The sequence below is a fragment of the Pseudomonas sp. ASL9 genome (assembly GCF_056680335.1).
On the sequence record NZ_CM155277.1, the window covers coordinates 3,718,530 to 3,743,798 of the forward strand.

Genomic DNA, 25,269 nt, shown 5'->3' on the forward strand with positions numbered 1-25,269 from the left:
TCCCTGGATCAGGCGGACGGTTGCAGGCCGTACATCGCCAATTGCTGCACGCTGCCACGGTGCTGGATCAGGCGTGGGTCATTGAGTGGCAGACTGCGGCCCAACTCGCTTTCGAGTATTGCTTGCAGCTTGCTGTTATCGATGCTGCCGTCAGCCTTGATCGCCGGTTGCAGTTTTACCGGGTTGACCTGCGCGGTGCTGCCGCCAGGCAGATAAATAGCCCCTGTTGCGAAGTCGACGCCAAAGGCGATCAAACCGGGAATGATGTAAAACAGCAGGCCGATGGCATCAAGGCCTATCACCACAGGGTCGACCTTGCCATCGATTTGTCCACGGCGATCGGGGAAGAAAATACTGCCGCAGGCGGTCATTTGGGTCAGTAAGGCTGCGACCAGAACACCACCGATGACGCGGGAAGGAATGCGCATAAAGATCTCCTGAATGATGGGGTAACTATACAAGGCAAATGCCTCATAGCTAAGACTATTGCAGTCGCCCTTCGTGCGATGACGCTACCCCCGTATAATCGGGCGCTTGCTCTGGAGCTGCCATGATTTCTCTTCCAATCGATACTGTCCTGCCTGCCTTGCGCGATGCTTTGGCGGCGCGCCACGAAGCGGTGCTCGAAGCGCCACCGGGCGCAGGTAAAACCACGCGCGTGCCGTTGGCTTTGTTGCAGGAATCGTGGCTGGCCGGGCAGACCATTCTGATGCTTGAGCCGCGACGGCTGGCAGCGCGGGCAGCGGCTGAGCGGCTGGCTTGGGAGCTAGGCGAAAAAGTCGGTGAAACGGTAGGCTACCGGATCCGACTGGAAAGCAAAGTCGGTCCCACTACCCGAATCGAAGTGGTCACGGAAGGCATCCTCACCCGGCGCTTGCAGGACGATCCGGCGCTGGAAGGCGTTGGTCTGCTGATCTTCGATGAGTTCCACGAACGCAGCCTGGATGCCGACCTGGCGCTGGCGCTAAGCCTGAATGGCCGAGCGCTGTTTCGGGACGAGCAACCGCTGAAAATTCTGCTGATGTCGGCCACGCTGGAAGGTGAGCGCCTCTCCAGTCTGCTCGACGACGCGCCGGTGGTGCGCAGTGACGGGCGTATGTTCCCGGTGGCGATGCGCTGGGGGCGGGCATTCCAGTCTGGTGAATTCATCGAGCCACGTGTGGTGCAGACCGTACTCGACGCGCTGAGTGATGAGTCGGGCAGCGTGCTGGTGTTCCTCCCGGGGCAGGCCGAGATTCGTCGGGTCAATCAACAATTGGCCGAAGCCCTGGGCGAGCGCCGCGACATTTTATTGTGCCCGTTGCATGGCGAACTGGATTTGAATGCCCAGCGCGCGGCCATCGAGCCAGCGCCGAGTGGCACGCGTAAAGTGGTGTTGGCTACCAATATTGCTGAGACCAGCCTGACCATTGACGGCGTGCGGGTGGTGATCGATGCCGGATTGGCGCGGGTGCCGCGTTTCGATCCCGGCAGCGGCATGACGCGACTCGACACCCAGCGCATCTCCCGCGCCAGTGCTATCCAGCGCGCCGGTCGGGCGGGACGGCTGGAGCCTGGCGTGTGTTATCGACTGTGGTCAGAAGCCCAGCACGATCAATTGGCCGCCTATGGCACGGCAGAAATTCTTCAGGCGGATCTGGCTGGCCTCGCTCTGCAACTGGCGCGATGGGGGGTTACGCCCGCGCAATTGGTGTGGCTTGACCTGCCACCAGCCGCAGCCTATGCGCAGGCTCAAGACTTGCTCGGTCGATTGGGCGCGTTGAGCCAGAAGCCCGGCGAAGACAGGAAACTCACCGGGCATGGCCAGGCCATGGCTGAACTGCCTGCGCATCCACGCATCGCGCATTTGCTGTTGCGTGGTCAGGCGCTGGGTCTGGGCGAACTCGCCTGTGATGTCGCGGCCTTGCTCGGCGAGCGCGACATTTTGCGTGGCGGCGGGGCAGACGTGCACAGCCGCCTGACCTTGCTGGCCGGCACCGAGCGCGCGGCCCGTGGCGCTCAAGGCGGCGTGCAACGGGCGAAACAATTGGCCCGGCAGTACCGAAGTCTTTTGCAGCGGCAGGGGCGCGGTGCGGTGAGTGCACCCGTCAGTGATCCCGATCATCCACGCTGGCTGGGCGCCTTGCTGGCGCTGGCTTATCCGGATCGCGTGGCACAGCAGCGGCGTGCCGGTGGCGCTGAATATCGCCTGGCCAATGGTCGTGCAGCGTTGTTCGCTGAAGCCGATGCGTTGATGAAGCAACCCTGGCTGGTGGTCGCCGACCTCGGAAGCCGCCAGGGTCAGCGTGAAGAACGTATTTATCTGGCGGCGGAGTTCGATCCGGCGCTCTTCGATTCCGTGCTCGCAGAACAAGTGATTGCGCTCGATCATCTGGAGTGGGATGAGCGTGAAGGTGTCTTCCGTGCCGAGCGCCAGCGCAAGGTGGGCGAGCTGATCCTCAGCCGCGAGCCACTGACCGGTCTGGACGAATCCGCCCGCAGCCAGGCGTTATTGGCGCTGATCCGGCGCAAAGGGTTGGAGCTGTTGCCGTGGACCCCCGAGCTGCGCCAATGGCAGGCGCGAGTTACGCTGCTGCGTCAGCTTGATCTGGACAAACAGGCCGACAGCGAGTGGCCCGATGTGCGTGATGCGGCGTTGCTCGCGAGTCTGGAGAACTGGTTGCAGCCGTATCTGGGCAAGGTGTCGCGCCTTAGCCATTTCGCCAACCTGGACCTGCCATCGATCCTGCACAACGTCTTGCCGTGGCCGTTACCGCAGCGTCTCGATGAGTTGGCGCCGCATCACCTGAGCGTGCCATCAGGTTCTTCAGTGCGCCTGGACTACAGCGAGCATCCGCCGATTCTGGCAGTGCGCTTGCAGGAGCTGTTCGGCCTGGCCGAAACGCCGCGAATTGCCGGTGGCCGACAAATTATCAAACTGCACCTGCTGTCACCCGCCCGCCGCCCGGTCCAGGTGACTCAGGACCTGGCCAACTTCTGGCGTAGCACCTATGCCGAAGTGAAAAAGGATCTGAAGGGCCGTTATCCCAAGCATTATTGGCCAGATGACCCATTGGTGGCCGAAGCGACCGCGCGGATAAAGCCCCGTAAGTGAGCCAGAAAAACCGAGGTGAGTTCTTCGCGGATAAATCTCACAAATCCACTGTGGGAGCGGATTTATCCGCGAAGAGGGCGATGCAGTCTTAAGGCAGTACCGGCAACAAGAACCGCGCTATCACCGGAAAGTGATTGGAGATCAGCAGGGTATCTTCTTCGCGCACGTTGGCATCGATGCGTTTGAGTCGCGGGCTGTAGAAGAAGTAATCGAGTGTTCGGTCCGGGCCGTCGACGTGGGGGTCATTGGGGAAGTGGGTCAGCCACTGCCCGCGATCCTCACCGCCGGCTTCGGCATTGCTTGGGATCATCGGGTATTTATCCCACAGCACATGCAACTCACTGTCGGGTGCGTACCCGCTGCGCAGATCCGGGGCCAGCCGTTGATATTGGCCCAGCGGCAATAGATTGAAGTCTCCGCCGATCAACCACGGTGTGCCGCGACTCTCGAAATTATCCAGCAGCTTGGCGGTTGCCTGCACTTGACGCTGCAAGGCGTCGTCGTTCTGGGCGAAGGCATCCAGATGTGTATTGATCACTGCCAGTTGACCGCCATCGCGCAGGGGCAGGTAGCTCACGAGCAGGGCGCGTTTGGGCTGAAACTGGCGATAAATCAGGTTGGTCGAGGGGGGCGGCAACTGGATGCGTTCAGCGTGTTCGATTTCGTAGCGACTCAGGGTGGCCAGTTTCATCCCCACGCTGCCGAAGATATGCGGGTTCGGAACGAAGTCGGCCTTCCAGTAAAACGCTTGCGTGCTGCAGGGGTACAGGTCGGTGACACGCTCCTGCAGCAAGGCCAGTTGGTTGTCGTAATCGGTGTTCTTGGCGCCGTCATTTACTTCTTGCAGCAGGACGACATCCGGTTGTTCATCGCGGATCACCCGGACCACTTCATCGAGGTTGAAGGCGATGTCTTCCGGCGTGGGGCGTTCGTCCGGGCCGCTGCCGTCGGTCATGTCGTACCAGAACACATAACGTTTGCCAGCCAGGTATTGGATATTCCAGGTCATGACTTTCAGCGCTTGACCGGGCACCAACACCGGTGCCGCGCCTTTACAACTGACCGGCAGTAACTCGCGCGCGGCGGGATGCCAGGTCAGGTTGTAGATCAGCAGGCACATCAGGCCAATCGCCACGAGGCCAATCAAGGTGTAGCGCAATAAACGGGTCATCGGCTCGACTTAGAACGCAGAGCGTTCAAGGACTGAATCGCGTGCAAGATGAGCCTGAGCATAACCGAGGGGGGGCCAAAGGGGCAGTGGCCCTGAAAGGTTCTGGGCGGGTCAGGTTGTTTCCGGGGCGTCCTCTATCAGCATAAACAAGCGAAACATCACCACGCTGGTAAACAGCTGCAAAAAGCTGCTGATGCTGTCGATCGTCAAGGAAAGCGGCATGCTCAGCGGTTCCGGCAGGATGAACAGGCTGGCCCCTTCAAGCACCGACAGCGGGAAGTAGACGCACAACACGCAGGCCAGGATGCGCAGGAAATGGCCTTGGGTCATTTTGATACTTTCGCGCATGGCCGCCAGGGGTGTCATCCCGCGCAGGACCAGCAGGTACTCGGAGAACACCAGTTTGACCATCACCCAGATGCCGGGAACGATGAACATCGACAGGCCGAACATGATCAACAGCGTGCTCAAGGCCGAGAGCACGGCAAAGGTTGGCCACAGCCGCAGCGCCATGGCGATCAAGTCACGTTTACGCGGTTGTTCGCTGCGGGTGCGGGCGTCCAGGAACAGAATCAGTGCGCCGGTATACAGCGGGTAGAACAACAGCCCGACGAGCAATTCATAAGCCGGCGAGGCGTCGGCGGCCAGCGCATTGCTGAGCATTTGCTTGCTCAAGGCCTCGACCACGACCAGCGGCAGGCACAGCATCATGATACTGGCCAGGTTATTGCGGAAAAAATACAGCGAGTCTTGGAGTACGGTTAGCGGATTCATCGATCGGGGTCGCAAGGCAAAAAGCAGTGCGACACTTTAGCGTATGGCCGATGACGGGCCAACCGTGCACGTTACCCGAAGACTTATCCACCACTGAGGCAACATTTTGAAACCTCTATTGAAACGGAGCGGATCAACCCCATTACCTTGATTACGCCCGGTCAATTTCGCCGGGTGATGTTTTTTAACGGCAATCTAACGAGGTCGCCATGAACAGCGAAGAACAAACCCTGATCGATGGCCTGTTCTCTAAACTGAGACAAGCCGAAACGGACTCAGCCCCCAGAGACACTTTGGCTGAAGCACGGATCAAGGAGCATCTGATCCAGCAGCCGGCTGTGCCGTACTACATGACGCAGACGATTCTGGTGCAAGAAGCAGCGATCAAGCAGCTCGATGCACAAGGCAAGCAGCTCGCCGAGCAAGTTGCACAGTTGCAAGCCCAGCTGCAACAGACCCAGGCCCAGCTGCAACAAGCGCAGGCCCAAGCGCCGGCTCCTGCGCAAAGCGGCGGCAGCTTCCTGTCGAGCATTTTCGGTGGCTCGCGCGATTCTCAGCCTCAAGCTCAGCCACAATCGTTCTCGCAGCCTCGTCCGGCAGCGGCACCGCCTTCTTCCGGTGGCTGGCGCGAACCGGGACCTTCAGCAAGCCCGCCGCCTTACAACCCCCCCGCGCAAGGCAACTATCCCCCCGCCCAAGGAAACTACGCGCAGCCGCCTCAAGGCCAGTTCCAGCCGCAAGCGCCTGCCGGCCCTATAGGCAGTGGGTTTCTCGGTGGTGCGTTGAAGACTGCAGCGGGCGTCGCCGGTGGTGTGATGCTGGCAGAAGGCATCAGCAGCATGTTCCATCACAACCAGCAGCAACCGCAGGAAGTGGTGGAGGTGATCAAGGAAGAACCACGCCAAGTCAGCGACAACAGCAACAATAACGACTGGGGCAGCGACAACCAGCGTGTGACCAGCAACGACTCCTTTGGCAACAATGATGCTGATTCCGACTATGACAACGATGATGGCGGCTCGTTTTCCGACGATGACGATTCCTTCGTCTGATTCGTCGCCGCAGGACGCTTAAAAACGCTGATCACTTGTAGGAGCTGCCGAAGGCTGCGATAGGGCCGGAGAGATCGCAGCCTTCGGCAGCGCCTACAGCGGATTTGTGTACGATACGGTCTCTGTTGGAGTAAGTATTTTCAGCAAGGCTTTATCCCGTCTTCCAAGCTGGCATACTGAGTGCCGATTCAATGTTTGGATCGCTGCTGCCAGCTTGCGCACGCCTGCGCGATGAGGATATCCGGTGAAAAAAATCGCTGTGTTCGCCGATGTACAGAACCTCTATTACACCGTGCGCCAGGCTTATGGTTGCCACTTCAATTACGCCGCGCTGTGGGCTGATATCAGCCAGCGCGGGCAGATTGTCGAGGCGTATGCCTACGCCATCGATCGTGGTGACAGCAAACAACAGCAGTTCCAGCAGATTCTGCGCAACCTCGGTTTTACCGTGAAACTCAAACCTTATATCCAGCGCAGTGATGGCTCGGCCAAGGGCGATTGGGATGTGGGTATCACCATCGATATCATGGACGTCGCGCCGCACGTCGATGAGGTGGTGCTGGCTTCCGGTGATGGCGACTTCGATCTGCTGCTCGAGCGTATCATCAGCAAACATGGCGTTGAGGCCATCGCGTATGGCGTGCCGGGGTTGACCGCCAACTCACTGATTCGCGCCGCCAGCCGTTATGTGCCGATCGAAGGCGCACTGCTGTTGAAAAGCTGAGTGGTTGAAGCGCTGTTTTTTTTGTTTTCGACATTTTTCACGGGTTGGGTCACGTTTGGAACGTATTGCAGTCATCGACTTTGAAACCACGGGCATTTCCCCCAACAATAGCTGCCGGGCCACCGAGATTGCCGTGGTGATCATGGAGCAGGGGCGCATTGTCGACCGTTACCAAAGCCTGATGAATGCCGGGGTGCGTATCCCTGCGTTTATCGAAGGGCTGACCGGCATCAGCAACAGCATGCTACGCACGGCACCGTCGGCGACCCAGGTCATGAATGAAGTGGCGGATTTTGTCGGCACCACGCCATTGGTGGCGCACAACGCCTCCTTCGACCAGAAGTTCTGGGACTACGAACTGTCGCGGATTCAACGCAGCCGCCAGCAAAGCTTCGCCTGTTCGATGCTGTTGGCGCGTCGGTTGATGCCGGGCGCACCGAATCACAAACTGGGCACCCTGACCACCTGGGCCGGGCTGCCGAACACCGGCAAGGCGCACAGGGCCATGGCCGATGCGGAAATGGCGGCCAACCTGACGGTGCATCTGGCCAATGAGCTGCGCCAGACCCATGGCATCGCCGGGGTGTCCCATCAATTTCTGTGCACCTTGCAAAAAGTCCCCGCCGCGAAAATCAGCGAAGCGCTGAAGCGCCAGCGCGGTTTTTAAGCGTCGCCTTTTAGGATTTCCCTTGACCGATCAGATGACCCAGCGGCATGCGCCGCTCGACGGCTGTCGACAGTACGATTGACGTTTTGCTGAAACCGAACTGCGCGACCCGGTTGATCAAGTTCTCCAGTTCCGGCATTGAGCCCACAGCCGCCTGCATGATCACGCACGGGTCGCCCGTGACCCGATGGCATTGGGTCAGTTCGGGAATTCGCACCAATTCATCGTAGGTCTGCTGATTACCGTGGCTGGCCAGGCGCAACTCGATCACGCATTGAATCGGCAGGCCGACCTTGGCCATGTCCACCTTTGCCTCGTAGCCGGTAATCACGCCGCTGGCTTCCAGTTTGGCCACGCGTTCGGCCACTGCGGGTGCCGACAGGTTGACCAGGCGCGCCAATTGCGCAAAAGAAGCGCGACCGTTTTCCAGCAGCGCATCGAGCAATATTCGATCGTATTTATCCAGGTTCATCACACACCTTCTGCCGACTTTCGAAAGCATTGTTTATAAGCAAAACATCCGTTCTTTGAAAAGTATCACGTGCGAATAAACAGGGTTTACTGCTTATTTTTACGCTGGGGCTTTCATAAGATAAGTACCCATAAGAACTGACCCAAGAGCCTGGTATGTCGAACTCACGCCGCTTTCCGTTGCTCCTGATAGGGGCTTTTTTTGCCCTGTATGTGATTTGGGGGTCGACCTACCTGGTGATTCGCATCGGCATCGAATCCTGGCCACCGCTGATGATGGCCGGCGTGCGATTTTTGATTGCCGGTTGCGCGCTCTATGCCTTCATGCGCTTTCGCGGAACACCGGCACCGACCTGGACGCAATGGAAGGCGGCCGGGATGATCGGCTTTCTGCTGCTTGCCTGCGGCAACGGCGGGATCACGGTGGCCGAACATGCGGGCGTGGCGTCCAGTGTCGCGGCCCTGTCTGTGGCCGTTGTGCCTTTGTTTACGCTGCTGTTTGGTCTGTTATGGGGGCATCGCAACACCCGTCTCGAATGGGCCGGGATAGTCCTTGGCTTGATCGGTATCGGCTTGCTCAACATGGGCTCCAATCTGCAGTCCAGCCCGTATGGCGCGGCGCTGGTGATTTTTGCGGCAGCCTCTTGGGCGTTCGGTTCGGTCTGGAGCAAAAGCTTGCCATTGCCGGCCGGTCCCATCGCCAGCGGTGCGGAAATGATCGTTGCCGGCGTGGTGCTGTTGATCGGCAGTGCGTTGAGCGGTGAACACCTGGACACCATGCCGAGCGCGGCGGGCTGGGGCGCCTTGGCCTATTTGGTGGTGTTCGGCTCGATTGTGGCGTTCAGCGCGTACATGTACCTGCTGAAAAATGTGCGCCCGGCGGCTGCGACCAGCTATGCCTACGTCAACCCGGCCGTGGCGGTGCTGTTGGGTATTCTGTTCGCGGGTGAGCACATTGGCGTCGAAGAGTGCCTGGCGATGGCGGTCATCATCAGCGCGGTGGTGCTGATCGGTTTGCCACAGTGGCGTAAGCGTCCTGGCGAGGAACCAGAACAGGAACAGGCTGGATCGGTGCGGACAGGGTAAACTGCGCGCCTTGCGCTGAATTCCCCCTACGGTATCCCCATGACATTCGCCACTCTCGGCCTGATCGAACCCTTGTTGCGTGCCCTTGAGGCCCTCGGCTACCAGACTCCGACACCTGTGCAGGCACAGGCGATTCCCCCGGTGCTGGCCGGTCGCGACTTGATGGCCGCCGCCCAGACCGGCACCGGTAAAACCGCCGGTTTCGCCTTGCCGCTGCTGCAACGCCTGACGATGGAAGGCCCTAAAGTGGCCTCTAACTCGGTGCGCGCACTGGTGTTGGTACCGACCCGCGAACTGGCTGAGCAGGTTCATGAAAGCATTCGTCAGTATGCTGAACACCTGCCGCTGAGCACTTACGCGGTGTACGGCGGCGTCAGCATCAATCCGCAGATGATGAAGCTGCGCAAAGGCGTCGACGTGCTGGTGGCTACCCCTGGGCGTCTGCTCGATCTGTACCGGCAGAAGGCGCTGAAATTTTCCCAGCTGCAAACCCTGATCCTCGACGAGGCTGATCGCATGCTCGATCTCGGGTTTTCCGAAGAGCTGCGCAACATCTATGCGGCGTTGCCCAAGCGTCGTCAGACCTTGCTGTTCTCCGCGACTTTTTCCGACGCCATCCGCGAACTGGCCGGGCAAATGCTCGATGACCCACTGACCATCGAAGTCAGCCCGCGCAACGTCGCGGCGAGTTCGGTCAAGCAGTGGGTGGTGCCGGTGGACAAAAAGCGCAAGACCGAACTGTTCGTCCATCTGCTGAAAAAGCAGCACTGGAGCCAGGTGCTGGTATTCGCCAAGACCCGCATTGGTGTCGATCAACTGGTCGAGCGCTTGCAAGGTCTGGGCATCAACGCCGATGGTATTCATGGCGACAAACCTCAGGCAACGCGTCAGGGTGCGCTTGACCGTTTCAAGGCCCGCGAGGTCCACATTCTGGTCGCCACCGACGTCGCCGCGCGCGGTTTGGACATCGATGATCTGCCGACCGTGGTCAACTTCGACCTACCGATAGTGGCCGAAGATTACATCCACCGGATCGGCCGTACCGGGCGTGCGGGTTTGACCGGAGAGGCGATTTCGTTTGTCTGCGCCGACGAAGTGGAGCTGCTGTCCGCCATCGAAACCTTGACCCGGCAGACGCTGGAGCGTCATGAAGAGCAGGACTTTGAGCCGGAACATCGCGTGCCGACCACCGACTCCAGCGGCCAGATCCTGAAAAAGCCGAAGAAAGCGAAGAAACCAAAAGTTTCAGGCGGTGGCAAACGTAACCTGGGTAAATGGGTCGACAGCGGCGAAACCGCCGCCGACGTGCCGATGGTCAAGGCGGTGCGCAAAATACCCGTATTCAATACCGGGCCGCGCAAGAAAAAGCCTTGAGACTAAATTCGCTCCCGCCGGTAGGCCCTTACTCCGTGGGAGCGAATTCATTGGCGAATGTTTTGGCGCGGTTTATCAGGCGCGGCGTAGCCACTCCAGCATCCCCAATCCCGCTGTGCGGCCACTGGCAAAGCAGGCTGTCAGCAGGTAGCCGCCGGTGGGGGCTTCCCAGTCGAGCATCTCTCCGGCGCAGAACACCCCCGGCAAGTGTTTGAGCATCAAGTTTTCCGTCAGTGCTCCGAACGGTACGCCGCCTGCGGTGCTGATGGCCTCATCCAGCGGCCGCGTTTTGACCAGCGTCAGCGGCAAGGCCTTCAGGGCCTTGGCCAGCACCGCCGGGTCGGCGAACGACTCAGTTGGTGCCAGTTCGCGCAGTAACGCCGCCTTGACCCCATCAATCCCTAACTGACTGTGCAGATGTTTGGACATCGAGCGCGAACCGCGTGGTTTGGCCAACGCCGCCTGGACTTTCCCACTCTCCTTGCCCGGCAGAAGGTCGATGTCCACGGTCGCCGAGCCCTGCTGATTGATCTGCTCGCGAATGAGCGCCGACAACGCGTAAATCAGGCTGCCTTCGACGCCGGTCTCGGTCAGTACACATTCGCCCAAGCGGGGTGTTTGCCCTTGCAGGCCGATGGCGATGTTCTTCAGCGGAGCGCCTGCAAATTTGCTGCGCATCAGTTCGCTCCAGCCTGCCACCTCGAACCCACAGTTGCTCGGTTGCAGGGGCGCAATGGCAACGCCCCGTTGCTCCAGCCATGGCAGCCAGGCGCCGTCGGAACCGAGCCGCGCCCAACTGGCGCCGCCCAGTGCCAAGAGCACGGCATCGGGTTTGATCGTTTGTTCGCGTTCGGCATGGGCAATGCGCAACTCACCCTCAGTGTTCCAGCCCAGCCAGCGATGGCGGGTATGCAAGGTGACACCTGATTCACGCAGGCGCTTGAGCCAGGCGCGCAATAGTGGCGCCGCTTTCATGTCCGTGGGGAATACCCGACCCGAACTGCCGACAAAGGTCTCGATACCCAGCTCGTGAATCCAGTGGCGCAACCAATCGGCGCCAAAGCTGCGCAGCAATGGCGCGATAAAGGGCGCACGTTCAGCGTAACGAGAGAGAAAAGCCGGGTAGGGCTCGGAGTGGGTAATGTTCATCCCGCCAACGCCTGCCAGCAGAAACTTGCGGCCTACCGAGGGCATGGCGTCGTACAGGTCGACCTTGACCCCGGCCTGGCTCAAGACCTCGGCCGCCATCAATCCCGCAGGGCCGCCGCCAATGATCGCGACTGAATGTACAACAGCTGGAGGGACGTGGGTCATGGTGCACTGCGGGTCGGCGAAGTAAGCCATGCATTCTACCGGAGGACAGGTGCTCTGTTCAGGACTGCTCGCAGGATCAGCCTGTGGAAAACTATTGGTCAAAAAACATACAGCTACCGCCAGGCCACGCGGAATAGGGCCTGGCAAGGCTTTCGCTCAGGTTATCCACAGGCAGTTCCACAGCCATTGTGGACAGTTTAGGCGGGCCGACAGCGGTAAAGTTTTAGTTCAGCCCGGCAGACACCCAGACCTTTTGCGCACTGTGGTGCAAGATCCCGTGCCGTCGTGCCAACGCCTTGCGGTCTTTGCTGTAACCGCCGCCAATCACACCCATCACCGGAATGTCCCGGTGCAGGCAATGGCGGAGCACGGCCTCATCGCGAGCCGCCACTCCGGCGTCGGTGAGTTGCAGATAGCCCAGGGCATCGTCCTTGTGTACGTCGACCCCGGCGTCATACAGCACCAGGTCCGGCTGATAGAATGGCAGCAAGTAATTCAACAGATCGTCGACCACTTTCAGGTAATCGTCATCGCCCATGCCCATTGGCAGCGGAATGTCCCAGTCACTTTGAGCTTTGCGCGCCGGGAAGTTCTTTTCGCAATGCAGCGAAACGGTGATCGCGTCTGGCGTGTCGGCGAGGATGCGTGCGGTGCCGTCGCCCTGATGCACGTCGCAATCGAAGATCAATACACGCCCGACCCGACCGCTTGCCAGCAGGTAGTGGCTGATCACCGCCAGATCGTTAAAAATGCAGAAACCGGCCGGATGGTCATAGTGCGCATGGTGCGTGCCGCCCGCCAGATGGCAGGCCATGCCGTGTTGCAGTGCCTGTTCTGCCGCCAGTAGCGAGCCACCCACAGCACGCACCGTGCGTTGCGCCAGGGCCTCGCTCCACGGCAGGCCGAGGCGACGCTGGTCTTCGCGGGACAAGTCACCGTTCATGTAGCGCTGGATGTACGCCGGATCATGGGCCAGGGCCAGGACGTCGTTGGGGCAGAGTTGTGGCCGCAACAACTGGGCGTCGGTGGTCAGGCCGCTTTCGATCAGGTGATCGCGCAGCAAACGGAATTTATCCATCGGAAAGCGATGCTCAGCTGGGAAATCCGGGCTGTAATCATCGTGATAGATGAGCGGCAGGGACATTTTGCGTCCGGTCAGGGGTCGAAGGTTAATCTTGCCAGCAATGCCCTTGCCCGCACAGTGCCTTGATTGAGGACTGCGCCATACTACTTAGACAAACCATCCACTGACCGGTTATAGGAGCGAACCGATGGAGCGGATACTCGAACTCAACAGCGCGCGACTGCTGATGCGGCAGTGGCGTGATGACGATTTGCCGGCGTTCGCGGCGATATGTGCCGACCCGCAAGTAATGCGTTATTTTCCGGCACTCATGAGCCGTCTGGAAAGCGCCGCCTTTATCGGACGGACGCGTGGGCATTTCGCTGAGTTTGGTTTTGGTATCTGGGCATTGGAGCGCAAAGACACGGGTGCGTTTATCGGTTTTACCGGGTTGGACGTGGTGACTTTCGACGCTCACTTCACGCCCGCCGTGGAGATTTGCTGGCGCCTGGCCCGTGAGCATTGGGGGTTGGGCTTTGCCAGCGAAGCCGCGTGGACCGCCCTGGGTTGCGGTTTCGAGCTGGTGGCGCTGGACGATATCGTGTCCTTTACCGCGAAAATCAACCTGCCGTCGCAGAAGGTCATGCAAGCCATCGGCATGCAACATGACCTGGCTGATGATTTCGAACATCCGAAACTGGCCGACGGTGATCCGTTAAAGTCCCATGTGTTGTACCGAATCAATCGGCAACAATGGCTGAGAACCTTGTATGGATGAGCAAGGCTGGCGCTGACAATTTCTGTATCATTTGGCCCTTGGCCGCGCAGACTGGGACAAAACCTTAGGGTTACCCTCAGTCTCTGCCTGAATACGTCGCCCGCCGCAGCCGCGAAGGCGCAGCATTGTTTTGTGTGAGGAATTCCTGAATGAGCCAAGTACTGGATGATCTGGTTGAGCTACTGACCCTGGAGCCTATTGAAGAAAACCTCTTTCGCGGCCGTAGTCAGGACCTTGGGTTTCGCCAATTGTTCGGCGGGCAGGTACTTGGCCAATCGCTGTCGGCAGCCAGCCAGACGGTCGAAGACGAGCGCCATGTGCATTCGATGCACGGCTATTTCCTGCGTCCCGGCGACGTTACTTTGCCGGTGGTGTATCAGGTTGATCGGGTGCGCGATGGCGGCAGCTTCAGCACCCGTCGGGTCACTGCGATCCAGAAGGGGCAGCCGATATTCACGTGCAGCGCATCGTTTCAGTACGACGAAAAAGGTTATGAGCACCAGTCCACAATGCCGGACGTCGTAGGGCCAGAAAACCTGCCCTCGGAACTGGAGTTGACCCGCCAGCGCGCGCACCTACTCTCGGACCACATGCGTGAAAAACTGCTGTGCCCCAAGCCGATCGAGTTTCGCCCGGTAACCGACATTGATCCTTACAACCCTCAGCCGACAGATGCCATCAAATACGTCTGGTTTCGCGCTGACGGCGCTCTGCCAGACGTGCCAGCACTGCATAAGTACCTGTTGGCGTACGCCTCGGATTTCAATTTGCTGACAACGTCGTTGCAACCCCACGGCAAGTCGGTCTGGCAGAAAGATATGCAGGTGGCCAGCCTGGATCACTCCCTTTGGTTTCACGCTGATCTGCGTGCAGATGACTGGCTGTTGTACGTGATGGATAGCCCGTGGGCCGGTAATTCCCGTGGTTTCTCACGCGGCAGTGTGTACACCCGCGCAGGCACGTTAGTGGCTTCCGTCAGCCAGGAAGGCTTGATCCGTCATCGCGAGGACTGGGCGTGAGCCTGGCGCACGTTCGGCATTGGGTGTTCGACATGGATGGCACCCTGACCTTGCCCGTGCATGATTTTCCGGCGATCAAACGTGCGCTGGAGATTCCGCAACAGGATGACATCCTCAGTCACCTGGCCGCGCTGCCACCTGAGATCTCGGCGGCCAAACATGCCTGGCTGTTGGAGCACGAGCGTGAACTGGCCTTGGCTTCGCAACCTGCGGCCGGTGCGGTCGAGCTGGTGCGTGAGTTGGCCGCGCGCGGCTACCGCTTGGGCATCCTCACCCGCAACGCCCGGGAGTTGGCGCACGTGACGCTCGAAGCCATTGGCCTGGCAGATTGTTTTGCCGTCGATGACGTTCTGGGGCGCGACGAAGCCCCGCCAAAACCTGATCCGGGTGGGCTGCTGAAATTGGCTCAGGCGTGGAATGTCGATCCGTCACAGATGGTGATGGTCGGCGACTATCGCTTCGACCTCGATTGTGGTCGTGCGGCAGGCACCCATACCGTCCTGGTCAATTTGCCCGAAAACCCGTGGCCGGAATTGACCGATTGGTACGCCAGCGATTGTTTTGCATTGCGCGAGATGTTGGCGGTTTAAGCCAACATCTACAGGGCGTCGCGCTCTTCTGTAGGCGCTCTTGTAACTACGCGTCCCGCCGCGATAAGCCGCAGTCGAACCCGAAACGAAGCCTGTTGAGTCAGGCTCAAAACGCTTTGAACAACGCCGCCTGCCCTTCAGGCGAGGTGAAGATAGCGTCGCCGTCATGGCCTACGCCAGGCACTTCAATCAACCGCTGGTTCAGCCCTTCAGGGTGGCGCTGCTGCAGATAGTCGAAGAAGTTGTGACCACGAATCAGGCGATAGGCGCCCTGAGCTTCGGCGGCACAGGTTTTGTCCAGTGCAGGGTGATCGATGTCAGTATCGAGTTGGCCCAGCAGGTAGGTGACGTCACGCGTCACATACTTCTGTTCGATCTGCTCGACGGTTTGCTTGCCAGCGTAAGTCGGCAACTTGTTCATTCCGTATTTCCAGGTATCGAAACCTGGGCAAGACGCCTTGTCCACGGGGCCAGGCCGCTGTGCATCGAAATACGCGTATGAAGACGGGTTGGCGACCACGTAACGCAGGATGACTCCGGCTTTCTCCAGCGCCATACTGCCCTTGCCAATCAATACGTACCGCTGAACCACCTGTCCACCACCCGAATGCCCGGCGACGATCACTTCGCGCAACGCGGGGAACAGTTTGCGATCACTCAGCTTCGCCAGAATCTCATCGATGACCATAAAGGAGCTCACCGGCACTGGCCCTACAGCCGCGTCACCCTCCATCCAGTCGTCTTTATGCCAGCGCAGTATCGAATCCGGCAGTTGGTGTTTTGCGATGTCTTTCTGATTCAGGAACTGCGGAGCGATCAGCAACGTAGTGCTGCGATACCCGGACCGATAGGCTGCTCGTTCGGCGCTGCGCAGGTAGGTTTGCGCGTTGCGCAAACGGCCGTGAATGACGATCACGGCGCGTATGGTATTTGGCTGGGGCGACTTCCAGTCTTTGCTCAGACCGATGGTTGCTTGACCGCCGTTGATGGCCAGCCGCTGGGGGCTGAGGGCTTTCACCGCATAATCCGCCGCATTGGCCGTAAGGCTTAGAAGGGTGCTCAACAACAAGACCAACAGCGGTTTTATCATGTGATAAGAGGCTCTTTACGGCGAAAGTGTCGCACTGATTGAGTTGGCCCTGAGCGAAACCGGTCTTGAGCCAGTGCACAGGGTGTGCCGAGGTGCCATTAGTAAACGAGTCGGGCACCACACGGTACTGACCCTGTTGTTGCAAGTGATCATTGCCAAGTGTGTTGGCTGCGTTCAGCGCTTCTTCAATATCACCCGGCTCCCACCAATTCAAACGCTTTTGTGCGTTACAGGCCCAAATCCCTGGCAGACCATCAACCTGCAGCGCCTGCGTTCGCCTCGTTTGAAACCTGGGGCAAGGGTTACACATAACCGAGACTTATTGCGGATATAGAGAGGCGTTGGTGCAAATAGTTCTGAAGACAGGGGCGCTTGCACGATTTACCGCTATGGCGCCCCAGTCGGCGCTTAGCGCCGAACCAACATCACCCCTGATTCCATATGGTGTGTGTAGGGAAACTGGTCGAACAATGCACAGCGTTCGATGCGGTGGGTGTCGTGCAGTTGCGCGATGTTAGCCGCGAGGGTCTCCGGGTTGCAGGAGATATACAGGATGCGCTCGAAACGCCGGCTGAGTTCGCAGGTGTCCGGGTCCATGCCGGCGCGCGGTGGATCGACGAAGATGCTCCCGAATTCGTAGCTCTTCAGGTCGACGCCCCACAAGCGGCGGAACGGGCGGACCTCATTCAAAGCTTCGGTCAGCTCTTCGGCAGACAGGCGAACCAGGGTTACGTTGTCCACGCCGTTTTCGGCAAGGTTGCTCAGAGCCGCGTTGACCGAGGTCTTACTGATCTCCGTCGCCAGCACTTTACGCACGCGAGTCGCCAAAGGCAGGGTGAAGTTGCCGTTGCCGCAATACAGTTCCAGCAAGTCATCGTCGCGCTGGCCGAGGGCGTCAAATGCCCAGTTGAGCATTTTTTGATTCACTGCGCCGTTGGGCTGGGTGAAGGAGCCTTCCGGTTGCCGATAGCTGAAGGTGCGCCCGGCCACTTGCAGTTCTTCTATCGCGTAGTCCCGACCGAGGACGATGCGCTGGCCCTTTGATCGGCCGATCACGCAGACATTAAGGTCGGCCGCGAGTTGTTCCGCTGCCGCCTGCCAAACGTCATCCAGTGGCCGGTGATAACAGAGAGTGATGATTGCATCGTCTGCCAGGGTGGTCAGGAAATCGACCTGGAACAGCTTGAAGTTCAACGTCGCGCTGGCTTCCCAACGTGCGCGCAGCAACGGCATCAAGTCATTGATGCGCTGGCTGGCGATGGGAAAGTCGTCGACCAGGATCGGCGTGTGGTTATTGCCGGGGACAAACATCGCATAGAAGCGCTGCTGATTCTCGCGCCACAAGCGGAACTCGGCGCGCAGGCGGTAGTGCGCTGGGGGCGAGTCAAACACCTGCGGCTCGGGTGCATCGAACGGCGCCAGCAATTCACGCAAGCGCGTGGTTTTTTCTGCGAGCTGATGGCTATAGCTCGCAGGGTCGAAAGGAACACTCATGCGTTAAACCAACCCAACTTGATCACGAACAGGATGGACAGAATCACCAGCGCGGGGTTCAGGTCGCTCCAGCGCCCGGACAAGGTCTTGATGGCTGTCCAGGAAATGAAGCCAAAGGCAATGCCGTTGGCGATGGAAAACGTGAAGGGCATCGCCAGGGCGGTGATCACCACTGGCGCGGCGACAGTAATGTCGTCCCATTCTATTTCAGCCAGCCCCGACATCATCAATACCGCAACAAACAGCAACGCAGGTGCGGTGGCGAACGCCGGAACGCTGCCTGCCAGCGGTGCGAAGAACAACGCCAGCAGGAACAGGAACGCCACCACCACAGCGGTCAAACCGGTGCGGCCGCCGGCGCTGACGCCCGCTGCTGATTCGATGTAACTGGTAGTGGTCGAAGTGCCCAGCAGCGAACCGGCCATGGCTGCGGTGCTGTCGGCGATCAGGGCGCGGCCCATCTTCGGCATGTAACCGTCCTTGCCCATCAGGCCGGCGCGTTTTGCCACACCGATCAGGGTGCCTGAGTTGTCGAACAGGTCAACGAACAGGAAGGAGAAGATCACGCTGAACAGGCCGATGTTCAACGCGCCCTTGATGTCCAGCTGCAGCAGGGTTGGCATCAGCGAAGGTGGTGCGGACATCACGCCACCGAACGGGGAGAAACCGAGCACGATGGAGACGATGGTCACCGCCAGAATGCCGATCAGCACCGCACCTTTCACGCGCAAGGCTTCAAGTGCGACGATCAGAAAGAAGCCAAGGATCGCCAGAATCGGACCCGGTTTTGTCAGGTCGCCCATGCCCACCAAGGTGTCCGGGTTAGCGACTACGATGCCGGCATTTTTCAGGGCGATCAGCGCCAGGAACAGACCGATACCAGCAGCAATCGCCGAGCGTAGCGGAAGGGCGATGCTGTTGATGATCCATTCGCGAATCTTGAAGATCGACAGAATGAAAAACATCACAGCCGAGATAAACACCGCACCCAGCGCCACTTGCCAGGTGTAACCCATGTGCAGGACGACGGTGTAGGTGAAGAACGCGTTGAGGCCCATGCCCGGCGCCAGTGCGATCGGGTAGTTGGCAATCAGGCCCATGACGGTCGAACCGATGGCGGCTGCCAGACAGGTAGCGACGAACACCGCACCCTTGTCCATGCCTGTTTCGCCGAGAATGCTCGGGTTGACGAACAAGATGTAGGCCATGGCCAGGAAGGTGGTGACGCCCGCAAGAATCTCGGTACGCACATTGGTGTTGTGTGCCTTGAGTTGAAACAGCCTTTCCAGCATGCCTAGCTCCCCGTGACGCGTCCTGCGCCTTGAATGAATCGACTAAAGCAGCAAAGCACAGACTGTGCCACTGGCCTGTACATTTTCTGAAGGTCGGAAAAAGCCGCGCATGATAACAGCAGCGTGTGTGGATGGCTGCTGGCAGATGCTCTGTGGAAAACAGGCAGGATTTCGCTCAGGCACGTTATCGACGCTAGACCGCTGCCGGGAAATAAAAGCTGACTAGACTGAACGCATCACTGCAAAGGATTTGGTTATGACGCTAAGAGCCCTGATCACCGTCGCCGACGGCATCGACGATTTGCAAAGCGTAACCCTGATTGACGTGCTGCGCCGCGCCGAGATTGAAGTGGTGGTCGCCAGCGTCGAGTCACGCCGGATGCTCACGGGCGTGCGCGGTACGCGGTTGACTGCCGATGCCATGTTGGTCGATGTTCTGGCCCAGCCCTTTGACCTGATCGTGCTGCCTGGCGGCATGCCAGGCGCACAGCATCTGGCCGATCATCAACCGTTGGCTCAGCGGGTGAACGAGCAGGCGAAGGCGGGGCAATTTTACGCCGCCATAGGCGAAGCGCCCGCCGTGGCGCTGCAGGTGTATGGAGTGCTAAAGCAACGGCGCATGACCTGCCATCCTGGATTCAGCGATCGATTGTCGGGCTGTTCCTATGTCGATAAACCGGTAGTCGTCGATGGCAACTGCATCACCGCGCAAGGTTCTGGTGCCGCGCTGGAGTTCGCCCTGACGTTGGTGGAGCAGCTTTGCGGGAAAGGTAAGCGGGCAGCGGTGGGTAAGTTGCTGCTTATCTAGCCAGCGCTACATACCCGCTCGCAGGCACGGCGGGTTCCTCGGACAGACACTCAGAATGTCGCTAGCGTGCAAGCGCAGGTCGCACAGGTGCGCTTTATGCGTGAGGCGGCTGCGTAATTTGATGCATCACGGCAGCGTTCGATTGCCGCTTTCCCCTATAAAAAATAAGCCAACCCGAGGGAGCACGCATGAAGAGATTTATCCGTCGTATCAGTTGTGGTGTGTTGATGCTGAGCAGTACCGCGTTGCTGGCGGCCGAGCCCGCTGCGTGTCAGAACGTACGCATGGGTGTGGTCAACTGGACGGATGTGATTGCGACCAGCGCGGTGGCTGACGTGCTTCTGCAAAACATGGGGTATCAGGTCAAACAAACCAGCGCGGCGCAGCAAATCGTCTTCGGCGGCTTGCGTGATGGGCGACTGGATATCTTCCTTGGGTACTGGAAACCGGCGATGGATAAAAACATCGCGCCTTTCGTGGCAGCCAATCAGGTCAAAGTGTTCGAGCAGCCGAGCATGAACGATGCACAAGCGAGCCTCGCCGTGCCCGATTACGTCGCGGCGGGCGGGCTAAAGACCTTCGCCGACATCGCCAAATTCAAAGACAAACTCGGCGGCAAGATCTACGGCATCGAGCCGGGCACCGGCGCCAACGCCAATATAAAAGGCATGATCGACAGCAACCAGTTCGGCCTGGGCGGTTTCCAGTTGGTCGAATCGGGTGAGGCTGGCATGCTCGCCGCCGTGCAGCGTGCAATCAAGCGCAACGAGTGGGTGGTCTTCGTTGGCTGGACCCCGCATCCGATGAACATCAACATGAAAATCGCTTACCTGACCGGCAGTGAAGATGTGTTTGGTCCGCGAGAAGGTGCCGCCACCGTGTCGGTGGTGACTGCACCTGATTACGCCCAGCGTTGCCCTAATGTCAGCCGCCTATTGAGCAACCTGACGTTCAACGCGGCGCAGGAAAGCCAGATGATGGTGCCGATCATGGACCACAAAGCGCCAAACGATGTCGCCAGACAATGGCTGCATGACCACCCTGAAGACCTGCAACGCTGGCTGGCCGGTGTCACCACCTTCGACGGCAAAGATGCGGCGAAGACGTTGCAGCTAAGCCTCAACAAATAGTCATCCGTGTCCGCAACCCGCATCTGCCCAGCCCCTCCACCGTCGTGGGGCGGGCTGGAGCCTTCATGATCACGCCTTACCCCTTGTCACCCGAGCTGGCTGAATTTGTGGCGATGACCCTGGGCTTCACCGCCACCGAACCGGATATCAACGGTATGCGTGAAGCGTATTCGCGCATGTGCCAAGCATTCACACCCGAACGCCCGGCTGGGCTTGAAGTGAGCGACTTTGCGCTGGTTGATGTGCCAATACGTTGCTATCGACCTACTGGCCCCGCGCCGGAATGCGGCTGGCCATGCGTGATGTATGTGCACGGTGGCGGTTGGGTGGTGGGCGATCTGGACTCCCATGATTTCGTGACCGCTGTCCTGGCTGCCGATTTGAACGCGATGGTGCTTGCGGTGGATTACCGACTGGCACCTGAGTGTCCGTTCCCGGCGGCCTTCGATGATTGCCTGGCCGTCTGGCGTGCGGTTCAGTTGCACACGGGTCGTTTGGGTATCGATCCGCATCGGGTGGCGGTGGCGGGGGACAGTGCTGGGGGCAATCTGGCGGCGGCAGTGTGCTTGGCGTTACGTGACGCAGGCGAAGCGCAGCCAGTGGGTCAGGCATTGATCTATCCAGGGCTGGGCGGGGCGTCGAACTTACCGTCCCGCAGCGAATGTGCCGATGCACCGCTGCTGAGCAGCAATGATCTGGAGTGCTACCGGGCGCTGTACCTGAGCCGACGTGAACAGGAAAAACTGCCTTACGCGATGCCGCTGATGGCAACCGATTTCAGCGCGCTGGCCCCGGCGTTTATTGCGGTGGCGCAGTTCGACCCGCTGCGTGACGACGGAGCCTGTTATCACCAAAGGCTGATGGAGGCGGGTGTGCCGAGCTATTTCTACCCCGGCTTGGGACTGGTCCACGGCTGCCTGCGAGCCCGTGGAAAGGCGGCAGAAGTGGATGCGCTGTATGAAGCGTTGGTTGGCGCGTTGAGAGGTTTGTTGGATTAGCTTCGCGAATGAATTCGCTCCCACGCAGGCTGTGTGAAAACCCTCGCCAGAAAATGAACTGCGCGCTCTCACGTGAATTCTGAAAAAGCTCGTCAGGTATACAGACCTAGAATTCACGTAGAAGCGCGATTTTTAGTACGTTTTTTAGCCAGCCACTCGGTCTCCGAGGTTTTCACACAGCCTGCACGGGATACGGAATCTTCAGTGGGAGCGAATTCATTCGCGAAGACGTCGGACCAGGCGACACGATCTATCAGGCGGGCTGCTTCTCTTGCTCTGCCACCAGGTCCCGCATTTGGTCGCGCCTGGCCAGGCTTGGGAAGAGTTTGATCCAGACCCCGGTCACGACGAGTGTGCCAATGCCGCCCACTACCACGGAGGGGACGGTTCCCATCCAATGCGCGGTAAGACCCGACTCGAACTCGCCGAGCTGGTTGGATGCGCCGATGAACAAGCCATTCACCGCACTCACCCGGCCGCGCATTTCGTCCGGCGTTTCCAGCTGCACGAACGAGGCGCGTATCACCATGCTGATCATGTCCGCCGCGCCGAGAACGACCAACACCGCCAGGGAAAACCAGAGCGAGGTCGACAGGCCGAAGGCAATGGTCGCGACGCCGAAGATGCCCACTGCGGTGAACATCACCCGGCCTACGTTGCGCTCGACCGAGAAGCGCGCCAGCCACAATGACATCAGCAAGGCACCCACTGCTGGCGCCGAGCGCAGCAAGCCGAGCCCCCAAGGGCCGGTCAGCAAAATATCTTTGGCAAATACAGGCAACAGCGCCGTGGCGCCGCCGAGCAACACGGCGAACAGGTCCAGCGAAATCGCGCCGAGGATGTCCGGACGGCTGCGAATGTAGCGAATTCCGGCCAGCAATGAGTCGAGGGTGGCCTTGGCCTTGTTCAATGGCGTCTGGCGAGCAGGCAGATTGAGCATCAACGTGCAGGCGATAACGTACAGCAGCACCGTCGGGCCATAGACCCACGTGCTGCCAAGGGCATAAAGAAAGCCGCCCAGCGCTGGCGCGACAATGGTTGCCGACTGCTGAGCTGACTGTGCGGCCGCCACCGCCCGCGGGAACAGCCCAGTGGGGACGATGGAAGGCAGCAGCGCCTGGGTGGTCGGCATTTCGAAAGAGCGGGCGGCGCCCAGCAAAAACGAAAGGATGAAGATCATTTCCGGGGTGACGCTGCCGGTACTGCTGCCGATCACCAGCGCCAGGGCGATCAAGGCCTGCGCGGCCTGGCAGATCGCGGCGACCTTGCGTCGGTCATAACGGTCAGCCACGTGCCCGGTATGCAGCATGAAAAGCACTCGGGGTATGAACTGGACCAAGCCTACCAGGCCCAAATCCAGAACGTTGCCGGTCAGTTGATAGAGGTTCCAGCCAATGGCCACGGTCAACATCTGGAAGCCGCTGGCAGTGAAAATTCGCGCAAACCAGAAAGCCAGAAAGGGTCGATGCTGGCGCAGCAACGTAGGTGCTTGATCAGACATTGGAAAAGCGGCCTCGACGGGGATGCGAGAGGTTATCACGTGCTTTGTAACATTTGTTTGCCCCTGCGGACGTACAGCCGTCTAGCCTTGCGAAGGTGGGGCAACTCGTCACGCGACAATCGACCACACAGTTATCAATTCAAAAGGAGGCTACTCTTTGGTCGATGGTTGATCTGCGTCAAAGCATTTGTTGGCTTTGCATGCTGGTCGGCTACGCAAATCCTTACGTTGCGAAACAAAACAGAACAATTCCAACCCCCAGCACTCCATATCCGTGGGGGCAGTGGGTACTGACCTCGAGTCAGTAGCCGGTATCACCTGATTAGAGGAAGTCCTATGTTCGGTTTAGAGGCACTCGATCTCGCCCGAATTCAGTTCGCGTTTACCATCTCGTTTCACATCCTGTTCCCTGCCATCACCATCGGTCTGGCAAGTTACCTGGCGGTGCTTGAGGGGTTGTGGCTGAAAACACAGAACGATGTGTACCGTGATTTGTACCACTTCTGGTCCAAGGTCTTTGCCGTCAACTTTGGCATGGGCGTGGTCTCCGGGTTGGTCATGGCTTACCAGTTCGGCACCAACTGGAGCCGATTTTCCGACTTTGCCGGGTCGGTCACTGGGCCGCTACTGACCTATGAGGTGCTTACCGCATTCTTCCTGGAAGCGGGCTTCCTCGGGGTGATGTTGTTCGGCTGGAACAAGGTGGGTCGCAACCTGCACTTTTTCGCCACGGTCATGGTTGCCATCGGCACGCTGATTTCGACGTTCTGGATTCTTGCCTCCAACAGCTGGATGCAGACCCCGCAGGGCTATGAAATCGTCAATGGCCAAGTGATTCCGGTGGACTGGTTCGCGGTGATTTTCAACCCGTCGTTCCCCTATCGTCTGGCGCACATGGCCACGGCGGCGTTCGTGGCGACGGCGTTCTTCGTGGGCTCCTCGGCGGCTTGGCATTTATTGCGCGGGCGCGACACACCGCAAATTCGCACAATGCTCTCAATGGCTATGTGGATGGCCTTGCTGGTGGCGCCTGTTCAGGCAGTGATCGGCGACTTCCACGGCCTTAATACGCTCAAGTATCAACCGGCTAAAATCGCCGCCATTGAAGGCCACTGGGAAAACGTCGGCAATGAGCCGACCCCGTTGATCCTGTTTGGCTTGCCGGACATGAAGGCTGAAAAAACGCGCTTCGCCGTGGAAATCCCTTACCTGGGCAGCTTGATCCTGACCCACACGCTGACCGAGCAAGTGCCGGCGTTGAAGGACTTCAAACCTGAAGACCGGCCCAACTCGACCATCGTGTTCTGGTCGTTCCGGGTCATGGTTGGGCTGGGTTTCCTGATGATTTTTACCGGTTTGTGGAGCCTGTGGCTGCGCATGCGCGGCAAGCTTTATCACTCGCGGGCGTTCCTGCACCTGGCCTTGTGGATGGGGCCATCGGGTCTGATTGCCATGTTGGCGGGCTGGTTCACCACTGAAATCGGCCGTCAACCGTGGGTAGTCTACGGCCTGATGCGCACCGCCGATGCGTCGTCCGGGCACAGTTTTGGGCAGATGAGCCTGACCCTGGGGCTGTTCGTGGTGGTCTACTTCACCCTGTTCGGTGTCGGTCTGGGCTACATGATGCGTCTGGTGCGCAAAGGCCCGGTCAGTAATGAAGGCAAGGAACACAGTCCGGGTGGTCCGGGCCAGAAACGCACGCCTGCACGTCCTCTCTCCGCTGCCGAAGACGGCTCCGAAGAGGGCGACACTCACGGCAGCCTGAGCAAGGGGAACTGA

General features: G+C 59.3%; 23 protein-coding genes and 1 pseudogene. 13 read left to right on the top strand and 11 right to left on the bottom strand.

Going from position 1 to position 25,269, the window contains the following annotated elements; genetic code table 11:
* Nucleotides 1-8: 8 nt before the first annotated feature.
* Nucleotides 9-428 (bottom strand): polyribonucleotide nucleotidyltransferase, encoded by a 420-nt coding sequence (locus tag AC1ME2_RS17205; RefSeq protein WP_480435480.1) that lies wholly within the window; start codon nt 426-428, stop codon nt 9-11.
* Between the two features lie 122 nt (nt 429-550).
* On the opposite strand from AC1ME2_RS17205, the gene hrpB reads away from it, so the two are divergent.
* Nucleotides 551-3,094: an ATP-dependent helicase HrpB gene (hrpB, locus tag AC1ME2_RS17210; RefSeq protein ID WP_480435481.1), complete on the top strand. Its 2,544-nt coding sequence runs from the start codon at nt 551-553 to the stop codon at nt 3,092-3,094.
* An 88-nt stretch (nt 3,095-3,182) separates the two neighbouring features.
* Here hrpB and AC1ME2_RS17215 read toward each other — a convergent pair whose 3' ends face one another.
* Both AC1ME2_RS17215 and AC1ME2_RS17220 read right to left on the bottom strand, forming a co-directional pair.
* A complete protein-coding gene (locus tag AC1ME2_RS17215; protein ID WP_480435482.1) occupies nt 3,183-4,265 on the bottom strand; it encodes an endonuclease/exonuclease/phosphatase family protein in 1,083 nt (360 codons plus the stop codon).
* A gap of 111 nt (nt 4,266-4,376) precedes the next feature.
* Nucleotides 4,377-5,039: a YciC family protein gene (locus AC1ME2_RS17220; RefSeq protein ID WP_480435484.1), complete on the bottom strand. Its 663-nt coding sequence runs from the start codon at nt 5,037-5,039 to the stop codon at nt 4,377-4,379.
* A 209-nt stretch (nt 5,040-5,248) separates the two neighbouring features.
* Here AC1ME2_RS17220 and AC1ME2_RS17225 point away from each other — a divergent pair, with 209 nt between their 5' ends.
* The 3 genes from AC1ME2_RS17225 to AC1ME2_RS17235 all read left to right on the top strand — a co-directional run bounded on the left by AC1ME2_RS17225 (nt 5,249) and on the right by AC1ME2_RS17235 (nt 7,482).
* On the top strand, nt 5,249-6,091 hold the full coding sequence (locus tag AC1ME2_RS17225; protein WP_480435486.1) for a DUF2076 domain-containing protein: 843 nt from the start codon (nt 5,249-5,251) through the stop codon (nt 6,089-6,091).
* 244 nt (nt 6,092-6,335) lie between these two features.
* On the top strand, nt 6,336-6,815 hold the full coding sequence (locus AC1ME2_RS17230) for an NYN domain-containing protein (protein ID WP_480435488.1): 480 nt from the start codon (nt 6,336-6,338) through the stop codon (nt 6,813-6,815).
* A gap of 55 nt (nt 6,816-6,870) precedes the next feature.
* Nucleotides 6,871-7,482, top strand: a complete 612-nt coding sequence (locus tag AC1ME2_RS17235; RefSeq protein WP_480435489.1) for a 3'-5' exonuclease — start codon at nt 6,871-6,873, stop codon at nt 7,480-7,482.
* Nucleotides 7,483-7,492: 10 nt separating this feature from the next.
* On the opposite strand, the gene AC1ME2_RS17240 is transcribed toward AC1ME2_RS17235, so the two are convergent.
* Complete coding sequence (locus tag AC1ME2_RS17240) at nt 7,493-7,948, bottom strand: Lrp/AsnC family transcriptional regulator (RefSeq protein ID WP_480442181.1); 456 nt, start codon at nt 7,946-7,948, stop codon at nt 7,493-7,495.
* 161 nt (nt 7,949-8,109) lie between these two features.
* On the opposite strand from AC1ME2_RS17240, the gene yedA reads away from it, so the two are divergent.
* Together yedA and rhlE1 are read left to right on the top strand one after the other, a co-directional pair.
* Entirely contained in the window at nt 8,110-9,039 is a 930-nt protein-coding gene (gene yedA, locus AC1ME2_RS17245) for a drug/metabolite exporter YedA (RefSeq protein ID WP_480435491.1), read from the top strand.
* A gap of 39 nt (nt 9,040-9,078) precedes the next feature.
* The gene (gene rhlE1 / locus AC1ME2_RS17250) at nt 9,079-10,413 is read left to right on the top strand and encodes an RNA helicase RhlE1 (RefSeq protein ID WP_480435494.1); all 1,335 of its coding nucleotides are present in this window, start codon (nt 9,079-9,081) and stop codon (nt 10,411-10,413) included.
* Between the two features lie 75 nt (nt 10,414-10,488).
* Here the strand turns inward: rhlE1 and AC1ME2_RS17255 are convergent, their stop codons facing one another.
* Nucleotides 10,489-11,757, bottom strand: a complete 1,269-nt coding sequence (locus AC1ME2_RS17255; RefSeq protein ID WP_480435496.1) for a TIGR03862 family flavoprotein — start codon at nt 11,755-11,757, stop codon at nt 10,489-10,491.
* Between the two features lie 193 nt (nt 11,758-11,950).
* On the bottom strand, nt 11,951-12,871 hold the full coding sequence (locus tag AC1ME2_RS17260) for a histone deacetylase family protein (protein ID WP_480435498.1): 921 nt from the start codon (nt 12,869-12,871) through the stop codon (nt 11,951-11,953).
* Nucleotides 12,872-12,998: 127 nt separating this feature from the next.
* Between AC1ME2_RS17260 and AC1ME2_RS17265 the strand changes: the two genes are divergently transcribed.
* The 3 genes from AC1ME2_RS17265 to AC1ME2_RS17275 all read left to right on the top strand — a co-directional run bounded on the left by AC1ME2_RS17265 (nt 12,999) and on the right by AC1ME2_RS17275 (nt 15,177).
* Nucleotides 12,999-13,568, top strand: a complete 570-nt coding sequence (locus tag AC1ME2_RS17265) for a GNAT family N-acetyltransferase (protein ID WP_480435500.1) — start codon at nt 12,999-13,001, stop codon at nt 13,566-13,568.
* Between the two features lie 149 nt (nt 13,569-13,717).
* A complete protein-coding gene (tesB, locus tag AC1ME2_RS17270) occupies nt 13,718-14,587 on the top strand; it encodes an acyl-CoA thioesterase II (protein WP_480435501.1) in 870 nt (289 codons plus the stop codon).
* Nucleotides 14,584-15,177, top strand: coding sequence for an HAD family hydrolase (locus AC1ME2_RS17275; RefSeq protein ID WP_480435503.1), 594 nt, complete (start codon nt 14,584-14,586; stop codon nt 15,175-15,177). The genes tesB and AC1ME2_RS17275 overlap by 4 nt, the downstream gene beginning before the upstream one ends.
* Nucleotides 15,178-15,283: 106 nt before the next feature.
* On the opposite strand, the gene AC1ME2_RS17280 is transcribed toward AC1ME2_RS17275, so the two are convergent.
* The 4 genes and pseudogenes from AC1ME2_RS17280 to AC1ME2_RS17295 form a co-directional block, all read right to left on the bottom strand.
* Nucleotides 15,284-16,267, bottom strand: a complete 984-nt coding sequence (locus AC1ME2_RS17280; protein WP_480435505.1) for an alpha/beta hydrolase — start codon at nt 16,265-16,267, stop codon at nt 15,284-15,286.
* 7 nt (nt 16,268-16,274) lie between these two features.
* Nucleotides 16,275-16,538: pseudogene (locus AC1ME2_RS17285) on the bottom strand (neutral zinc metallopeptidase); the annotation flags it as partial.
* Between the two features lie 137 nt (nt 16,539-16,675).
* Nucleotides 16,676-17,761, bottom strand: a complete 1,086-nt coding sequence (trmA, locus tag AC1ME2_RS17290; RefSeq protein ID WP_480435507.1) for a tRNA (uridine(54)-C5)-methyltransferase TrmA — start codon at nt 17,759-17,761, stop codon at nt 16,676-16,678.
* A complete protein-coding gene (locus AC1ME2_RS17295) occupies nt 17,758-19,053 on the bottom strand; it encodes an NCS2 family permease (RefSeq protein ID WP_480435509.1) in 1,296 nt (431 codons plus the stop codon). Before AC1ME2_RS17295 ends, trmA begins: the two co-directional genes overlap by 4 nt.
* Before the next feature lie 256 nt (nt 19,054-19,309).
* Between AC1ME2_RS17295 and AC1ME2_RS17300 the strand changes: the two genes are divergently transcribed.
* The 3 genes from AC1ME2_RS17300 (at nt 19,310) to AC1ME2_RS17310 (ending at nt 21,989) form a co-directional block, all read left to right on the top strand.
* Entirely contained in the window at nt 19,310-19,861 is a 552-nt protein-coding gene (locus tag AC1ME2_RS17300; RefSeq protein WP_480435511.1) for a DJ-1 family glyoxalase III, read from the top strand.
* A 188-nt stretch (nt 19,862-20,049) separates the two neighbouring features.
* Nucleotides 20,050-20,991, top strand: coding sequence for a choline ABC transporter substrate-binding protein (gene choX / locus AC1ME2_RS17305; RefSeq protein WP_480435512.1), 942 nt, complete (start codon nt 20,050-20,052; stop codon nt 20,989-20,991).
* A 68-nt stretch (nt 20,992-21,059) separates the two neighbouring features.
* The gene (locus AC1ME2_RS17310; RefSeq protein ID WP_480442182.1) at nt 21,060-21,989 is read left to right on the top strand and encodes an alpha/beta hydrolase; all 930 of its coding nucleotides are present in this window, start codon (nt 21,060-21,062) and stop codon (nt 21,987-21,989) included.
* 253 nt (nt 21,990-22,242) lie between these two features.
* On the opposite strand, the gene AC1ME2_RS17315 is transcribed toward AC1ME2_RS17310, so the two are convergent.
* On the bottom strand, nt 22,243-23,490 hold the full coding sequence (locus tag AC1ME2_RS17315) for an MFS transporter (RefSeq protein ID WP_480435514.1): 1,248 nt from the start codon (nt 23,488-23,490) through the stop codon (nt 22,243-22,245).
* 336 nt (nt 23,491-23,826) lie between these two features.
* Here AC1ME2_RS17315 and AC1ME2_RS17320 point away from each other — a divergent pair, with 336 nt between their 5' ends.
* The gene (locus AC1ME2_RS17320; protein ID WP_480435516.1) at nt 23,827-25,269 is read left to right on the top strand and encodes a cytochrome ubiquinol oxidase subunit I; all 1,443 of its coding nucleotides are present in this window, start codon (nt 23,827-23,829) and stop codon (nt 25,267-25,269) included.

Coding starts and splice junctions, on each gene's coding strand:
- AC1ME2_RS17205 (WP_480435480.1), bottom strand. CDS start 428: ATGCGCATTCCTTCCCGCGTCATCGGTGGTGTTCTGGTCGCAGCCTTA.
- hrpB (WP_480435481.1), top strand. CDS start 551: ATGATTTCTCTTCCAATCGATACTGTCCTGCCTGCCTTGCGCGATGCT.
- AC1ME2_RS17215 (WP_480435482.1), bottom strand. CDS start 4,265: ATGACCCGTTTATTGCGCTACACCTTGATTGGCCTCGTGGCGATTGGC.
- AC1ME2_RS17220 (WP_480435484.1), bottom strand. CDS start 5,039: ATGAATCCGCTAACCGTACTCCAAGACTCGCTGTATTTTTTCCGCAAT.
- AC1ME2_RS17225 (WP_480435486.1), top strand. CDS start 5,249: ATGAACAGCGAAGAACAAACCCTGATCGATGGCCTGTTCTCTAAACTG.
- yedA (WP_480435491.1), top strand. CDS start 8,110: ATGTCGAACTCACGCCGCTTTCCGTTGCTCCTGATAGGGGCTTTTTTT.
- rhlE1 (WP_480435494.1), top strand. CDS start 9,079: ATGACATTCGCCACTCTCGGCCTGATCGAACCCTTGTTGCGTGCCCTT.
- AC1ME2_RS17255 (WP_480435496.1), bottom strand. CDS start 11,757: ATGGCTTACTTCGCCGACCCGCAGTGCACCATGACCCACGTCCCTCCA.
- AC1ME2_RS17260 (WP_480435498.1), bottom strand. CDS start 12,871: ATGTCCCTGCCGCTCATCTATCACGATGATTACAGCCCGGATTTCCCA.
- AC1ME2_RS17265 (WP_480435500.1), top strand. CDS start 12,999: ATGGAGCGGATACTCGAACTCAACAGCGCGCGACTGCTGATGCGGCAG.
- tesB (WP_480435501.1), top strand. CDS start 13,718: ATGAGCCAAGTACTGGATGATCTGGTTGAGCTACTGACCCTGGAGCCT.
- AC1ME2_RS17280 (WP_480435505.1), bottom strand. CDS start 16,267: ATGATAAAACCGCTGTTGGTCTTGTTGTTGAGCACCCTTCTAAGCCTT.
- trmA (WP_480435507.1), bottom strand. CDS start 17,761: ATGAGTGTTCCTTTCGACCCTGCGAGCTATAGCCATCAGCTCGCAGAA.
- AC1ME2_RS17295 (WP_480435509.1), bottom strand. CDS start 19,053: ATGCTGGAAAGGCTGTTTCAACTCAAGGCACACAACACCAATGTGCGT.
- AC1ME2_RS17300 (WP_480435511.1), top strand. CDS start 19,310: ATGACGCTAAGAGCCCTGATCACCGTCGCCGACGGCATCGACGATTTG.
- choX (WP_480435512.1), top strand. CDS start 20,050: ATGAAGAGATTTATCCGTCGTATCAGTTGTGGTGTGTTGATGCTGAGC.
- AC1ME2_RS17315 (WP_480435514.1), bottom strand. CDS start 23,490: ATGTCTGATCAAGCACCTACGTTGCTGCGCCAGCATCGACCCTTTCTG.
- AC1ME2_RS17320 (WP_480435516.1), top strand. CDS start 23,827: ATGTTCGGTTTAGAGGCACTCGATCTCGCCCGAATTCAGTTCGCGTTT.